This window comes from Streptomyces sp. MZ04, assembly GCF_004684775.1.
GTDB lineage: Bacteria > Actinomycetota > Actinomycetes > Streptomycetales > Streptomycetaceae > Streptomyces.
On sequence record NZ_SRIC01000080.1, the window covers coordinates 16,174 to 29,309 of the forward strand.

The 13,136-nt window shown below is 69.7% G+C and carries 17 protein-coding genes, 1 tRNA gene and 2 pseudogenes; 13 read left to right on the forward strand and 7 right to left on the reverse strand.

Annotated features, from left to right (window positions below; translation table 11 throughout):
* Positions 1-15: 15 nt before the first annotated feature.
* From E2651_RS18675 to E2651_RS18735, 13 genes and pseudogenes are all read left to right on the forward strand, one after another.
* Positions 16-798 carry a GntR family transcriptional regulator gene (locus E2651_RS18675; protein ID WP_135332303.1) on the forward strand — a complete coding sequence of 261 codons (783 nt, stop codon included), beginning with the start codon at positions 16-18 and terminating at the stop codon, positions 796-798.
* Between the two features lie 139 nt (positions 799-937).
* Positions 938-1,294, forward strand: coding sequence for a hypothetical protein (locus E2651_RS18680; protein ID WP_135332304.1), 357 nt, complete (start codon positions 938-940; stop codon positions 1,292-1,294).
* 2 nt (positions 1,295-1,296) lie between these two features.
* Positions 1,297-2,655, forward strand: a complete 1,359-nt coding sequence (locus E2651_RS18685) for an FtsK/SpoIIIE domain-containing protein (RefSeq protein WP_135332305.1) — start codon at positions 1,297-1,299, stop codon at positions 2,653-2,655.
* Positions 2,656-2,735: 80 nt separating this feature from the next.
* Positions 2,736-2,948 (forward strand): hypothetical protein, encoded by a 213-nt coding sequence (locus E2651_RS18690; protein WP_245238984.1) that lies wholly within the window; start codon positions 2,736-2,738, stop codon positions 2,946-2,948.
* Positions 2,948-3,607 (forward strand): DUF2637 domain-containing protein, encoded by a 660-nt coding sequence (locus E2651_RS18695; protein WP_135332307.1) that lies wholly within the window; start codon positions 2,948-2,950, stop codon positions 3,605-3,607. Before E2651_RS18690 ends, E2651_RS18695 begins: the two co-directional genes overlap by 1 nt.
* A gap of 22 nt (positions 3,608-3,629) precedes the next feature.
* Complete coding sequence (locus tag E2651_RS18700; protein WP_135332308.1) at positions 3,630-3,812, forward strand: hypothetical protein; 183 nt, start codon at positions 3,630-3,632, stop codon at positions 3,810-3,812.
* Between the two features lie 5 nt (positions 3,813-3,817).
* Positions 3,818-4,009 (forward strand): mobile element transfer protein, encoded by a 192-nt coding sequence (locus E2651_RS18705; RefSeq protein ID WP_135332309.1) that lies wholly within the window; start codon positions 3,818-3,820, stop codon positions 4,007-4,009.
* Positions 4,010-4,029: 20 nt separating this feature from the next.
* Positions 4,030-4,185 carry a hypothetical protein gene (locus E2651_RS18710; RefSeq protein ID WP_135332310.1) on the forward strand — a complete coding sequence of 52 codons (156 nt, stop codon included), beginning with the start codon at positions 4,030-4,032 and terminating at the stop codon, positions 4,183-4,185.
* Positions 4,186-4,208: 23 nt separating this feature from the next.
* Complete coding sequence (locus E2651_RS18715; RefSeq protein WP_135332311.1) at positions 4,209-4,520, forward strand: SpdD-like protein; 312 nt, start codon at positions 4,209-4,211, stop codon at positions 4,518-4,520.
* A gap of 88 nt (positions 4,521-4,608) precedes the next feature.
* Positions 4,609-4,794 carry a hypothetical protein gene (locus tag E2651_RS18720; protein WP_135332312.1) on the forward strand — a complete coding sequence of 62 codons (186 nt, stop codon included), beginning with the start codon at positions 4,609-4,611 and terminating at the stop codon, positions 4,792-4,794.
* Entirely contained in the window at positions 4,787-6,166 is a 1,380-nt protein-coding gene (gene repSA / locus E2651_RS18725; protein WP_135332313.1) for a replication initiator protein RepSA, read from the forward strand. Before E2651_RS18720 ends, repSA begins: the two co-directional genes overlap by 8 nt.
* Positions 6,163-6,351: a helix-turn-helix domain-containing protein gene (locus E2651_RS18730; protein ID WP_135332314.1), complete on the forward strand. Its 189-nt coding sequence runs from the start codon at positions 6,163-6,165 to the stop codon at positions 6,349-6,351. The genes repSA and E2651_RS18730 overlap by 4 nt, the downstream gene beginning before the upstream one ends.
* Positions 6,351-7,323, forward strand: a pseudogene (locus tag E2651_RS18735) (tyrosine-type recombinase/integrase). The gene E2651_RS18730 and the pseudogene E2651_RS18735 overlap by 1 nt, the downstream one beginning before the upstream one ends.
* A gap of 76 nt (positions 7,324-7,399) precedes the next feature.
* Here E2651_RS18735 and E2651_RS18740 read toward each other — a convergent pair.
* The 7 genes and pseudogenes from E2651_RS18740 to E2651_RS18770 form a co-directional block, all read right to left on the reverse strand.
* A tRNA-Arg gene (locus E2651_RS18740) sits at positions 7,400-7,475 on the reverse strand.
* Between the two features lie 49 nt (positions 7,476-7,524).
* Complete coding sequence (locus E2651_RS18745) at positions 7,525-8,022, reverse strand: pyridoxamine 5'-phosphate oxidase family protein (protein ID WP_135332316.1); 498 nt, start codon at positions 8,020-8,022, stop codon at positions 7,525-7,527.
* Between the two features lie 53 nt (positions 8,023-8,075).
* Positions 8,076-8,693 (reverse strand): glyoxalase, encoded by a 618-nt coding sequence (locus tag E2651_RS18750; RefSeq protein ID WP_135332317.1) that lies wholly within the window; start codon positions 8,691-8,693, stop codon positions 8,076-8,078.
* A gap of 116 nt (positions 8,694-8,809) precedes the next feature.
* Positions 8,810-9,040: pseudogene (locus E2651_RS45340) on the reverse strand (AraC family transcriptional regulator); the annotation flags it as partial.
* A 13-nt stretch (positions 9,041-9,053) separates the two neighbouring features.
* Positions 9,054-9,464: a VOC family protein gene (locus E2651_RS18760; protein WP_135332319.1), complete on the reverse strand. Its 411-nt coding sequence runs from the start codon at positions 9,462-9,464 to the stop codon at positions 9,054-9,056.
* A 76-nt stretch (positions 9,465-9,540) separates the two neighbouring features.
* Complete coding sequence (locus E2651_RS18765) at positions 9,541-11,442, reverse strand: GAF domain-containing protein (protein WP_135332320.1); 1,902 nt, start codon at positions 11,440-11,442, stop codon at positions 9,541-9,543.
* Positions 11,443-11,488: 46 nt separating this feature from the next.
* Complete coding sequence (locus E2651_RS18770; RefSeq protein WP_245238985.1) at positions 11,489-13,069, reverse strand: MFS transporter; 1,581 nt, start codon at positions 13,067-13,069, stop codon at positions 11,489-11,491.
* Between the last annotated feature and the right edge of the window lie 67 nt (positions 13,070-13,136).

Below are 13,136 nucleotides of genomic sequence, written 5' to 3' on the forward strand. Positions count from 1 at the left end.
AGGAAGAGAAGGACTATGGGAACTGCGGTAGGAGAGGGGAGGGCCGGACCTCGGTACGTGCAGATCGCTGACGACATCGTTCAGCAGATCCGGGCGGGAGTTCTGAAGCCTGGTGACATGGTGCCGAGTGAGTCGGAGCTCGTGGAGCGCTACGGCGTGGCCGGCGGGACGATTCGCAAGGCCATGGTCGAGGTGCGGGCCAGTGGGCTCGTCGAGACTCGGCACGGCAAGGGCTCGATGGTGAAGGATCGGCCGCCGGTACGGCATCGGTCCTCGGATCGCTTCCGGCGTTCGCTTCGGCAGGAGGGTGGCAAGGCCGCGTACCTGGCCGAGTCCGCGCAGTCCGGTGCCACCGCCAAGGTCAGCGTTCTGTACATCGGGCCCATGGAGGCCCCCGCGGATGCCGCTGAGCGGTTGAGTGTCGAGGCTGGCGCTCAGGTCCTTGCCCGGCGGCGTCTCTACTTCCGTAACGGCACTCCCGTCGAGACCGCGTCCTCGTATCTGCCGTGGGACGTCGTGAAGGACATCCCCGAGTTGTTCGCCGAGAACCCCGGCGGCGGTGGCATCTACGCCCGACTCGAAGACCATGGGCATGAGTTCGCGGAGTTCGTCGAGACGCTGCAAGCGCGTCCGGCCTCCAAGGCGGAGGCGACCGAGCTCGCGCTCAGTCCCGGAGCTCCGGTGGTTCATCTGATCCGTGAGGCCCGGACGGCCGAAGGCCGTGTGGTCGAGGTCTGCGACACCCTCATGGCCGCTGACCAGTTCGTTTTCGAGTATAGGATCCCTGCCTCCGACTGACGCTTCCTCAACTCCTTGCAGCCCGCCGTGACTTCTTCGTCGCGGCGGGTTGACTCATATATAGGAGTGATGCACTCTTCTTCATGTAACTCCTATACATGAGTGACGGAGTCCAGCATCTCTAGAGGAGTGATCCGTAGTGCGTCAGATCCCCGTCGACACCTCCACCGCCACCGTGATGGTCGCCAAGGCCCCGCAGCCCAAGGTCAAGGACCGTCGGACCGGTGAGCTTGCTCAAGACGTCGAGACCGGTGCCCAGTTGATGACCGTGGACGTGATGTTCGCGGCCAACGACGCGGTCGAGATCTTGTCCGTCACCGTTCCTCAGCCCGGCATCTCCGATGAGCTGGCCATGGGCACCCCGGTCGCCCTCACCGGCCTGATCGCCCGTCCCTGGGAGAACGAGTTCAATGGGCAGAAGCGGCACGGCATCGCCTTCCGTGCCGTCGCCGTCACCTCGCTCGCCGGTGGTGCCTCGAAGCCCAAGGCGGCCTGATCATGACAGGGTTCACGGTCGCGCTGCTTCTGCTGGTCGTCGCCTCCGCAGTGATCCTGCGGTGGCGGCGCCCCGCCTGGTACTGGGTGAGCTTCGGCGTCACGTTCGCCGCGTTACGGGTCCTGGTCCGCTACTCCTCAGTCATGGAGGCCTGCGGTCTCACCGTCCCGCCCTCGCGTTGGCGCCTCTCCCTCGCCCGAATGGCCAAGCGGCCAGTGCCTGAGGCGCGAGCACCGCGCATTCTGCGGCTGCGGCCCACCCGCACCGGTCTCGTCCTACGCCTCAAGCTCCGTCCCGGTCAGGACGCGTTCGACGTCTCGGCCGCCACCGATCGGCTTCGCCACTCCTTCGGGATGTACGGCGTCACCTCCCGCGAACTGCGCTCCAGCGTCGTCGAGTTGCGGATGACTGGGTACGACGTGCTCCAGCGGGTGCAGATGCCCGCCGCGACCGACAGTCGCCCGATGCGCATTCCCGTCGCCCTGCGCGAGGACGGCGCCGTGCACTACCGCGACTACCGGGCCGTGCCGCACGGGCTCACGCTCGGCGCCACCGAGTCGGGCAAGTCCGTCTATCAGCGCAACCTCGTCGCCGGGCTCGCCGCGCAGGACGTCGCCCTCGTCGGCATCGACTGCAAACAAGGCGTCGAACTCTTCCCGCTCGCCCGGCGCTTCTCCGCCCTCGCCGACAACCCGGACACCGCCCTCGAACTCCTCGACGCACTCGTCTCCCACATGGAGACCGTCTACGAGCTCATACGCGCCGAGCAGCGCATCAGCGTCGGCGTACCCGATGCGGAGATCGCCGCCGACATCTGGGATCTCCGCGAGGACCTGCGGCCCGTACCCGTCGTCGTCCTGGTCGACGAGGTCGCCGAACTCGCCCTCTACGCCAGCAAGGACGAGGAGAAGCGGCGCGACCGGATCATCACGGACCTGGTCCGCCTCGCCCAGCTCGGCCGCGCCGCCGGGATCTATCTGGAGATCTGCGGCCAGCGCTTCGGCTCCGAGCTCGGCAAGGGCATCACGATGCTCCGTGCCCAGCTCACCGGCCGTACCGCCCACCGCGTCAACGACGAATCCAGCGCCAACATGGCCTTCGGCGACATCGCCCCGGACGCCGTACTCGCCGCCATCCAGATCCCCCCCGAGACACCCGGCATCGCCGTCACCGGCGACTCATCCGGCGGCTGGGCCCGTATCCGCGCCCCGCACACCTCGCTGCGCGAAGCCGTGAACATCTGCAACCGGCACGCCGACCGCACCCCGGACCTGCCCGAGCTGGCAGCCTTCCGGCCCGTCGTCGGCCCGCTGCCCTCGGCCCACGTGCCGCTCTCCAAGGCCGCCACCGCCACGGCCTGACTCCTCCCGCACTCCGGTCGGCGCGACCGCATCCGCGCCACGTCCCTACCCCGCCCATGCCCAAATCCGGAGGTGAACCAGTGGACGCCTACGAGGACTTCAACCGCACAGTGCAGCTGCTCGGCGCCCTGGCCCTGTACGCCGACCTGCCCGACGCCGACGAGGAGTTCGTGGCCGTCACGGGTGCTGCTGTCGCCGCCTCGCTGCCCCGTCGTGTTCTCCCGCCGCTGCCGACTGACTACGACCCGACCGACGGGCCGGAATACCCGGACTGCTCCGGCGAGGGCTCGTAATGGCCCGGCCCGCGATCCGCCTGGATGCCGTGCTCGTTCAGGCCTTCATCGCTGGCGCCCTGTCCTTCGCCCACCTGCACGACCTTGCCGCCGCTGCCGGACAAGACGGCTGGAAGGCATGGGCCTACCCGATCAGCGTCGACCTGCTTCTCGTCGCGGCCTGGCGGCGGCTCCGCAGCGAGGGCCCGTCCCGGCTCGCCTGGTGCTGGTTCCTGATCGCCCTGGTGGCCTCCCTCGGCGCCAACGTCGCCACCGCCGGGTTCCTCGACCTAGAGCACCCTCCGGCCTGGCTCCGGTTCGGCGTTGCTGGTTGGCCCGCCCTCGCGTTCCTCGGCGGCACGCTGCTGGCCCACACCGCCCACGCACCCGAGACCACTCCCGAGCCGGATCGGTCGGCACCCGCGGCCCCCGAATCTGTACCTGAGCCCCCGGCCGTCACTGAGCCGGAAGCCGCCCAAGTCCCCGCGGCCGTGGAATCCCCCGCACTCCCCGCCGCAGAACCTGCGCCCACGGTCCCGGCCGCCCTGGTCGACCACGCCCGCAAGGTCGCCGACGACCACCAGGCCCGCACCGGCTCCCGCATCGACACCGACACCCTCCGGGCCCGCCTCGGAGTCCCGCCCCAGCTCGCCGACGCCATCGCCGCCCAACTCGTCTGACCAGACCGGAAGGAAGCCCCGGATGACCAGCAACCCCGCCGATCTGTCAACCGCCGACTACCTCGACGGCGCACGGCAGATGCACGCCGCCGGATGCCCCTACCTGGCCCACCTCCTCGCCGAGGAAGCCGCGCAGCGCACCACTGACCCGGCCACCGCACGCGCCATCCGCGCGCAGTTCCCCGCTCCCACCCGGAAGGACTGATCGACATGCCCGCCCGCGACCACTTCCACTCCGTGATGCAGATCGGCCCCGTCCAGATCGGCACCCACCGCGACCGCCACGGCCGGACCAAGCACGCCGCCGTGTGCACCGCTGACCGCTGCGGCTGGTCCTCCGACTACGCCAGCCAGTCGGCCGCACAGCTCGCCGCCCGCACCCACCGCTGCAAGGTCCGCTGATTCGCTGAGGAGACCCCGCCATGGATGTCCCGCTCTGGCTCGCCCTGATTGTCGTCGGCTACCTCGGCCTCAAGCTCATCCACCCGCCCTGGTGGCTGGTGATCGTCCTCCTGCTCTGCGGCTACCTCCTCGCAGACAGCCTGCTCGCCCCCGCCATCGACTCCACCGTCAAGTAGCCGCCCGCGAAGGGAGATCCACCATGTTCCGCCCCAAGATCCCGACCAACCCCGCCCCGACCGGCATCGTCACCCCGCTGACCACCATCCCGGCCGCCGTCGTCCAGCAGCCCCAGACACCGGCACCCGTCGCCCCCGCTGCTCCCGCCCGGCCCACCGTCCAGCTCACGCCCGGCACGGCCGTCGCCCTCGTCGGCAGCGGCACCGCCGTCGTCCTGGTCGTCGGCGCCGTCCTGGTCTCCATGCTCCTCGCGGTCGCCATCACCGGCGCCTCGCTCGCCATCTGCGCCCTGGTCGTCCGCTCCCTCATCGCCGCCGAGCACAAGCGCCGCTGACCGGCCCCGGGCGGCCTCAACCGCCAAGTCTCCGCCGCCCGGGAGCCGTGCCCCTCTCCGAACCAAAGATCCGGAAGGAAGCCCCATCATGACCGAACGCACCCGCCCGCCGTCCCGCATCTGCCCGTCCTGCGACGGCTTCGCCTCCGTCGCCATCACCCTCGGCGGCCGCAATCGGCACGGCCACCTGCACACCATCACCGCCCACTGCCTGGACTGCCACGGCATCGCCACGGTCCACCGCTCGCTCACGCGGGAGGGCGCCCGTGTCTGACACGCAGCTCGACCCGATCACCCTCGGCGACCTGCTGAGAGTGGCCTCGGCCTCCGACTTCGACCGCTGGCAGGACCAGATCCGCCGCACCGGCGGCTGCTCCGACCCGATCCACCTCACCGGCTGGTCCCTCACCAAGGACAAGACGACCGGCGAGACCCTCCACCACTACTCCACCCAGAACGAACCCGGCGGACGCCTCCGCCTCGCCTGCGGCAACCGCCGCGCTTCCCGCTGCCCCTCCTGCGCCTGGACGTACGCCGGAGACACCTACCACCTCATCCGCGCAGGCCTGGCGGGAGACGACCGCCGCGACGTCCCCTCCACGGTCCGCGACCACCCACGCGTCTTCACCACGCTCACCGCCCCGTCCTTCGGCCCGGTCCACAACCGGCCCGACCGTGGCACCTGCCGCTGCGGCACCCATCACCCCACCGACGACTCAGCCCTCGGCACCGCCCTCGACCCGACCACGTACGACTACGCCGCCGCCGTCCTCTTCAACAACCACGCAGGCGACCTGTGGATGAGATTCACGACGCGCCTACGCCGAGAGATCGCCGCCCGCGCCGGACTCACCCAACGCGCGCTCAAGGACTCCGCCTGCCTCTCGTACGGCAAGGTCGCCGAGTTCCAAAAGCGCGGCGCCCTCCACTTCCACGTCGTGATCCGCCTCGACGGCCCGGATGGACCCGACACCCCGCCTCCGTTCTGGGCGAGCGTCGACCTCCTCACCGACGCCATCCACGCCGCTGCTGCGCACCCGTACACCTCGGCCTCGGTCCCCGCCGCCGACGACCAACCGGCCCGTACCTTCCGCTGGGGCGCCCAACTCGATGTACGCCCGGTCAAGGCCTTCGGCGACGGCTCCGACATCACCGAACAGGCCGTCGCCTCGTACGTCGCCAAGTACGCGACCAAGGCCGCAGAGAACACCGGCACCCTCGACCGCCGAATCACCGAACTCGCCGACCTCGACCGCCACCAGGTCCCCGCCCACGCCCGCCGATTGATAGAGGCCTGCAAACTTCTCGATCCCCTCTACCCAGACCGACGCCTTTGGGCATGGGCCCACATGCTCGGCTTCCGGGGCCACTTCTCCTCCAAGTCCCGCCGCTACTCGACCACCCTCGGCGAACTCCGCCAGGCCCGCGCCGACTTCCGCGCCGCACAGGACCGCGACGCCCTCGGCCTGGACGACCGCGAGCCGGACACGGTCCTCGTCCTCTCCGACTGGCAGTACGCGGGCCACGGCCACACGCCAGGTGAGTCCGCCCTCGCCGCGACGATCGCCCGAGATCTCCAGCTCAACCGCGACACAGCCCGTGAAGCCCTGCGCGACCAACTCGCCTTGGACGGAGCCGCAGCATGACCACTGCCCCCGCTGACCTGCTGACTGTGCCGGAAGTTATGGAGCGGCTGAAGCTCGGGCGCTCCAAGGTCTACGACCTGATCCGCTCCCGCCGCCTGATCTCCATCAAGATCGATAGCGCACGCCGCATCCCTGCCGATGCCGTCCGGGACTTCATCCTCGGCCAGATCGAGGAGGCTGCCTGATGGCCGGCCAGCGCAAGCGCAACCCCAATGGGGCAGGCACGATCACCAAGCGCAAGGATGGCCGCTACCAGTGCGCGGTCTACGTGCTCCAGCCGGACGGCACCCGCGCCCGCAAGTTCGCCTACGGCAAGACCTGGCAGGAGTGTGACACCAAGCGCCGCGCGCTGCTCGCCAAGGTTGATCAGGGGGTGCCCGTACCGACTCGCTCGGCCAAGCTCTCCGAGTGGCTCCCGTACTGGCTGGACAACGTGATCAAGCCTCGGCGGAAGCTCAGCACGTACGACAAGTACGAGGCGCACGTCCGGCTCTACCTGGTGCCGATCCTCGGAGCGAAGAGGCTTGAATCCCTCGGAGTCGCGGACGTACGTCGCTTCCTCGTCCGTCTGGAGAAGGCGGCCACCGCAGCAACGGCGAAGGAGTCTCACCGCGTGCTGCGTTCCGCCCTGACCTCCGCCTGCCGCGAAGAACTCATCACGCGCAACGTCGCCAAGCTCGTCGAGCCGCCCCGCACGGACAATCGGGAGCTGAAGCCCTGGAGCTTGGACGAGACGCTCGACTTCCTCGTCGCGTCCCGCAGGGATCCGCTTTACGCGGCCTTCGTCCTCGCCATAGCCATGGGCCTGCGTCGCGGAGAGATCGTCGGTCTCCGCTGGTCGGACCTCGACCTCGAGAACCGCGTCCTCTACGTCCGTCAGCAGACCCAGCGGCGTCGTGGAGTCCTCTACGACGACGACCCCAAGAGCCGCCGCCGTCGCGCCGTCCCGCTGCCCGCGCTCTGCATCGCACCACTGCGCTGGCACCGGATGCGACAGGCCGCCGCTCGCGCAAAGGCGGGGGAGCAGTGGCACGAGTCGGGATACGTCTTCACCACCCGAACCGGCCGCCAGGTCGAGCCGCGGAACGTCTACCACCCAGCGCGAGGCCATGAGTCATATGGACCGGCTGCTCAGGAGGCGCCCCGGTCGTCAGTGACCGCCGCCGTTGATGTCAGATCTGGATGTCAGAAGGGGTCCACCTCCGAAAATCCGGAGGTGGACCCCTTCTGAACTGGTGCCCCCGGCAGGATTCGAACCTGCGACACCCGCTTTAGGAGAGCGGTGCTCTATCCCCTGAGCTACGAAGGCGGGGGTCCGTGGGCGATCTTGCTCGGTTAGCCCACTGACCGCTGACAGCCTAGCGGATCGTGCTGTGCTGGTGTGCCCCGGTAGGAGCCCCAGTAGTGAGCCAGTGGCCGTCGCGCATGAGGTCGCGGCCCTGTAGTTCGTTCGCCTCTCGCCAGGCCTGGATGCGGCGCGGGCGGATCCGGAAGTACTGGTAGGGGTGGTCGTCGAGCTTGCGTGGGTCGAAGCCCGTCTTGGTCGCGAATGCGTCGCCCGTCTCCGGGGCGAGGTCCGCGAGATCCAGTGGCTCTGCTGTGCCGTCGACGATTACTACGTCGCGGGTCGGGCCGATGCCAAGGCGTACTCCGGGGTCCGAGAGCAGGTTGCGGGCGGTGATCGAGGCGCGGGGTGTTGAGATGAGGAACGTGGTTCCGTTCCAGAGGTAGGAGAGGGGGATGAGGTGGACGCCCGGGGAGCCCGGTGTCGCGACCCAGAGGTCTACGTCGTTCTCCAGTCTCGCGCGGGTGTCCCGCAGTCTCTCCTCGAGCCCACGTGGCGGTGCTGCTGCCATGTCCAATGTCCTGTTCTCCCGGTGCGTACGGTGCGTACCTTGCTTCAGTTGCGTCAGGTGCGTGCCGGCTCCCACGTGAAGGCGTCCGGGTCTGTGAAGGGGGCTGTGGGGCTGCCCAGTACCACGCGGTGTGAGCCTGTGCCGTCTGCCGGGACGCCTACGTCCTTGGCCAGGGCGCGGCGTCCGTACAGCGCCAGTTTGATGGGGCTCGAATCTGTGGCTGCGAACTCGACGTACTTGCTGCCGAAGCTCTTCGTCACGGAGAGGCCCTGGGAGATGTAGAACTGCTTGCTCTCCTGTACGTCCGTGGCTCCCAGGAGGAGCACCATCTCGTTGAACTTCCGGGTGGCCGGGGCCGTGTCCTTCTTGGACGACGTGGCGACCTTCCAGATCGTCCCGTCGGGGGCCTGGACTACGCCGCCGTAGCCCCAGAAGGACTTCGCGACAGGTTTCAGGGGGGTGGCGCCGGCGTCTAGGGCAGCGGCTATGAGGGCTTTTACGTCCGCCGGCTGGGACGCCGTGAGGGAGAGGGAGAAGCCGCGGAAGCCGGTCGTCGGTTCTTCCGAGGCGGGGCGCAGGCCTATCTGCGTGGCCAGACCGAACGCCGTGTAGAAGTCGGTGGCGGCCGTCAGGTCGGCCACCTCAAGGGTGACGGATTCGATGGAGTTCATGTCCGTCACGCTAGTTCTGGGGTGGGCGACTGTGCTTCTTGATTCCTGACCGGTCTGTGGGTGGTCTGGCTATGGGTGGTCTGGCTATGGGTGGTCTGGCGGGGTGCGTGGTTCTTTGCTTGTTCGGTGCGTCGTCTCATCACGTACGCGTACGGCGATTGGCCGTAGGCGACGTGGAACTGTCGGTTCAGCTCTCCGGGCGGTATGCGTGCGTCGCGCGCCAGCACCTCGATGTTCAGGGGCTGTGCGTACTCCCGGTCGAGCCGGTCTCGGACGCGGCGCAGGCGTGCCAGGTCAGTGAGGTGCTGTGCGGTCGTGCGTGCGCGTGACCATGCGGGGTGACACACGGGGCGACTCCCTTCAGCGCAGCTGTTGGATGCGGATCAAGTTGCCCGCGGGGTCGCGGAAGGCGCAGTCGCGGACGCCGTACGGCTGCTCGGTCGGCTCCTGGGCGATCTCGGCGTTCGCGGCCCGCACCTTCGCGAAGGTGGCGTCCAGGTCCCGGGTGGCCAGCAGGATCCAGCCGTAGGTGCCCTTGGCCATCATCTCGAGGATGGTGCGGCGCTCGGCCTCGGTGATCCCGGGGTCGGCGGCCGGTGGTGCCAGGAGGATGGAGGTGCCGGGCTGGTCGACCGGGCCGACCGTGATCCAGCGCATCTTGCCCTGGCCCACGTCGCTGCGGACCTCGAAGCCGAGGGCGTCGCGGTAGAAGGCCACGGACGCGTCCGGGTCGTCGTGCGGGAGGGCCGTCGTGTGAATGGTGATGTCCATGGCTGGAACGTTAGCGGCGGCCCGGTGAGCGGGGCTTCTTGAGTTCTGATCCGTTCGGGTAGCTCGTGATTCGGATTCAGGCGCCGCTCACCGCATGCAGCCGCAGCGCCAGTTGGATCTCCAGTGAGCGTTCCGGGGACTGCCAGTCCGGGCCCAGCAACTGGGCTATCCGGTCGAGGCGTTGGACCACCGTGTTCACGTGCACGTGGAGGGCGTCCTTTGCCTTCGACTGGCTCATTCCGGCAGCGAAATATGCCCGCAGGGTGTGGCCGAGTTCCGTGCCTCGCTTGGCGTCGTAGTCCAGGACCGGGCCCAGTGTGCGGCGTACGTAGGAGTCCAGGTCCGTGTCGTCGCCCAGGAGTACGCCCAGGAAGCCGAGGTCCGGTAGGTCCGCGCCCTGGCCCGTGTGGCCCAGGGCGCGCAGGGCGGACAGGCAGCGCAGGGCCTCTGTGTGGGCCTGGGCGAGGGCCGCTGGGCCGGTGGCGGGGCCCGCGGCGCCGACCGTGACCGGGGAGCCGGTGGTGTGGGTCAGGTCGGTGGAGAGGGCGCGGGCACAGGTCGCCGTGTCGGTGGTGGGGAGGATCAGGACCACTTGGTCGTGGTGCACGCCGGACAGGCCCTCGCGGGCGCGGGCCGCGCGCGCCGCCGCGTTGAGGAGGGACTGCCGGGGTGTCGTTTCGCCGTGGGCGACGAACACCGAGTGGGGGAGGGTCAGGTCCACGTCCAGCTTGCGGGCCCGCGCCGTCAGGCGCCCCGGAGTGCCGGTCAGGGACAGCAGATCGCCGAGCAGCTCGCCGCGTACGCGGTCCTCGGCCTCGGCCGCCGAGCGGCGAAGGAGCAGGAGGAGGGCGGTGACCACGCCCGCGCGTTCGAAGAGGCGGCGGTCCGCCTCGCCCAGGTCGGGGCGGTCGGTCAGGGCGATGCTGCCCAGGAGCTCCGGGCCCGCCAGGACCGCGCACACCCAGGTGCCGTCCTGCGACACCGCGCGGCCGCTGGCCCGCGAGGCGGCGACGGCCTTGGTCAGGGGTGTACGGGGGGCGGCGTCGACCCGGGCGAGTTCGGTGCCGTCCGTGTCGTGGATGAGGGTGCCGCCCCGCAGCAGCGCGCCGATGGCGGTGGCGACCTCCGTGAAGTCGCCGCCGCGCAGGACGAGATCGGTCAGGCGGTCGTGCGCGTCCTCGGCGCGGCGCAGGGCCTCGCTGTGCGCGCGGATCGTGTGGGACGCCGCGTTCAGGTCCACGAGTGCGGCCCTGGTCTCCTCCATCCGGCGGGCGCTGTCGATGGCGATGGCCGCGTGGTCGGCGAGCGAGGAGAGCAGCGCCCCCTCGTCGGGCGTGAAGGCGCGGGCGGTGCGGTCGGCGGCGAAGAGCACGCCGATGACGTGGGTGCCCTGCCGCAGCGGTACGCCGAGGATGGCGTGCAGGCCTTCCTCCAGTACGGCGCTGTCGATGGGGGTGGTGTGCTGGAAGCGGGGGTCGACCTCGTAGTCGCCGGTGGCGTAGGGGCGGGCGGTCTGGGCGACGAGGCCGCCGAGTCCCTCGCCCATGCCGAGGCGCAGGTTCTGGAACGCGGCGGATACGGAGCCGTCGGTCACCCGCATGAAGGTGTCGCCCGCCGCGTCGTCGTTGAGGGTCAGATACGCGACGTCGGTACGGAGCAGCAGCTTGGCCCTGTGCACGATGGCGCGGAGCACCGCGTCCAGGTCCCGCAGCGCCGCGAGGTCGCCCGCCGTGTCGAACAGGGCGGTCAGCTCGGCCTCCCGGCGCTGGTGCTGATTCAGGGTGCGGCGCACCCGCAGCGCGGTCTGGGTGGCCTCGTCTATCACCCCCAACTCGGCGGCCGATGCCCCGGCCGCGCGCGCGGCGGCGGCCGGCCGGGCGAAGTGCTCGGCCGGGGCGTCGTGGGCGAGCAGGTCCAGGAGCGCGTGCAGGGCGGACGTCGCGTGCTCCCGGCGGGCGGCCTCGGCTGAGCTGGGCATACGGCGGTCGCCTCCGGGAGCGGGGTGCGGGGAGCGGGGTGCGCGGTCAGGTTCCGATTGTTGCCGAGGGGGCGGTGGAGGAGGAGGGCTCGGGAGTGTGGGTCCGCTGGGCGAGGGACCGGCCTCGGGTCTCCTTCGCCGCGAGGACCGTCAGCGTCGTGATGACCACCGTGACACAGACGTACAGCGCGACCGGCGTCGCGGACTCGTAGTCCTTGAGCAGCTCCACCGCGATGATCGGCGCCAGCGCCCCGCCGATGATGGACGCCAGCTGCGAGCCCATCGAGGCCCCCGAGTACCGCACCCTCGTATCGAACATCTCGGAGATGAACGCCGCCTGCGGCCCGTACATCGCCCCGTGGAAGAGCAGCCCCACCGTGACCGCCAGGGTGATCACGGCGAAGGACTCGCTGTCCACGAGCGCGAAGAAGGCGAAGGCCCACACCGCCATGCCGAAGGAGCCGATCAGCGTGACGGGCCTGCGGCCTATGCGGTCGGACAGGGCGCCCCAGAGAGGGATCGTCACGAAGTGCACGGCCGAGCCGATGAGTACGGCGTTCAGGGCGGTGCTCTTGGGCAACTCCAGATGCACGGTGACGTAGACGAGGACGAAGGCCGTGAGGATGTAGTACGAGACGTTCTCGCCGAGCCGGGTGCCGATGGCCGTCAGGACGCCGCGCCAGTTGTGCCGGAAGACCTCGACCACCGGGGCCTCCTCCTTCTCCTTCTCCTTGGCGGCGCCCGCCGCGGCCTGCTTCTGCGCCTCCTGCTTCTGCGCCTCCTGCTTCTGCGCCTCCTGCTTCTGCGCCTCCAGGAAGAGGGGGGACTCCGACACCGAGACCCGTATCCACAGGCCGATGATCACCAGCACGCCCGAGAGCAGGAACGGGATCCGCCAGCCCCAGGCGAGGAACGCCTCGTCCGACTGCACGGCCGCGAGCAGCGCGAGGACACCGGTGGCGAGGAGGTTGCCGCCGGGGGCGCCGGCCTGCGGCCAGGAGGCCCAGAAGCCGCGGTTCTTGTCGTCGCCGTGCTCGGAGACGATGAGTACGGCGCCGCCCCACTCGCCGCCGAGCGCGAAGCCCTGGACCAGGCGAAGGACCGTGAGCAGGATCGGGGCGCCGACGCCGAGCGTGGCGTGCGTGGGCAGCAGGCCCATCGCGAACGTCGCGCCGCCCATCATCAGCAGGCTCAGCACGAGCAGCTTCTTGCGGCCGATCTTGTCGCCGAAGTGGCCGAAGACGACACCGCCGAGCGGCCGTGCCGCGAAGCCGACGGCGTACGTGAGGAAGGCGAGGAGGGTGCCGACCAGGGGGTCGCTCGTCGGGAAGAAGAGGGTGTTGAAGACGAGCGCGGCGGCCGAGCCGTAGAGGAAGAAGTCGTACCACTCGATGGTGGTGCCGATCAGGCTCGCGCTGATGATGCGGGCGATGCCGGGGTTCTTCCGTGCCTGGTCGGACTTCCGTGCCTGCCCGGATGGGTCCCGGTCTTGGTCCCGGTCTTGGTCCCGGTCTTGGTCTCGGTCCCGGTCTTGGTCCCGGTCTTGGTCCCGGTCTTGGTCTTGGTCTCGGTCTCGGTCTTGGTCTCGGTCTCGGTCTTTGCCCTGGGCATGCGGCGTTGCTGCCATGGCTTGATCCGTTCTCTATGGGGACGCGTCATGGGGACGCGTCATGGGGACGTGGGTAGAGCAAGCG

Excerpts from the sequence above, each read along its gene's own strand:
- E2651_RS18675 (WP_135332303.1), top strand. The coding sequence starts at position 16 with ATGGGAACTGCGGTAGGAGAGGGGAGGGCCGGACCTCGGTACGTGCAG.
- E2651_RS18685 (WP_135332305.1), top strand. The coding sequence starts at position 1,297 with ATGACAGGGTTCACGGTCGCGCTGCTTCTGCTGGTCGTCGCCTCCGCA.
- E2651_RS18695 (WP_135332307.1), top strand. The coding sequence starts at position 2,948 with ATGGCCCGGCCCGCGATCCGCCTGGATGCCGTGCTCGTTCAGGCCTTC.
- E2651_RS18700 (WP_135332308.1), top strand. The coding sequence starts at position 3,630 with ATGACCAGCAACCCCGCCGATCTGTCAACCGCCGACTACCTCGACGGC.
- E2651_RS18705 (WP_135332309.1), top strand. The coding sequence starts at position 3,818 with ATGCCCGCCCGCGACCACTTCCACTCCGTGATGCAGATCGGCCCCGTC.
- E2651_RS18710 (WP_135332310.1), top strand. The coding sequence starts at position 4,030 with ATGGATGTCCCGCTCTGGCTCGCCCTGATTGTCGTCGGCTACCTCGGC.
- E2651_RS18715 (WP_135332311.1), top strand. The coding sequence starts at position 4,209 with ATGTTCCGCCCCAAGATCCCGACCAACCCCGCCCCGACCGGCATCGTC.
- E2651_RS18720 (WP_135332312.1), top strand. The coding sequence starts at position 4,609 with ATGACCGAACGCACCCGCCCGCCGTCCCGCATCTGCCCGTCCTGCGAC.
- E2651_RS18730 (WP_135332314.1), top strand. The coding sequence starts at position 6,163 with ATGACCACTGCCCCCGCTGACCTGCTGACTGTGCCGGAAGTTATGGAG.
- E2651_RS18745 (WP_135332316.1), bottom strand. The coding sequence starts at position 8,022 with ATGGCAGCAGCACCGCCACGTGGGCTCGAGGAGAGACTGCGGGACACC.
- E2651_RS18750 (WP_135332317.1), bottom strand. The coding sequence starts at position 8,693 with ATGAACTCCATCGAATCCGTCACCCTTGAGGTGGCCGACCTGACGGCC.
- E2651_RS18760 (WP_135332319.1), bottom strand. The coding sequence starts at position 9,464 with ATGGACATCACCATTCACACGACGGCCCTCCCGCACGACGACCCGGAC.
- E2651_RS18765 (WP_135332320.1), bottom strand. The coding sequence starts at position 11,442 with ATGCCCAGCTCAGCCGAGGCCGCCCGCCGGGAGCACGCGACGTCCGCC.
- E2651_RS18770 (WP_245238985.1), bottom strand. The coding sequence starts at position 13,069 with ATGGCAGCAACGCCGCATGCCCAGGGCAAAGACCGAGACCGAGACCAA.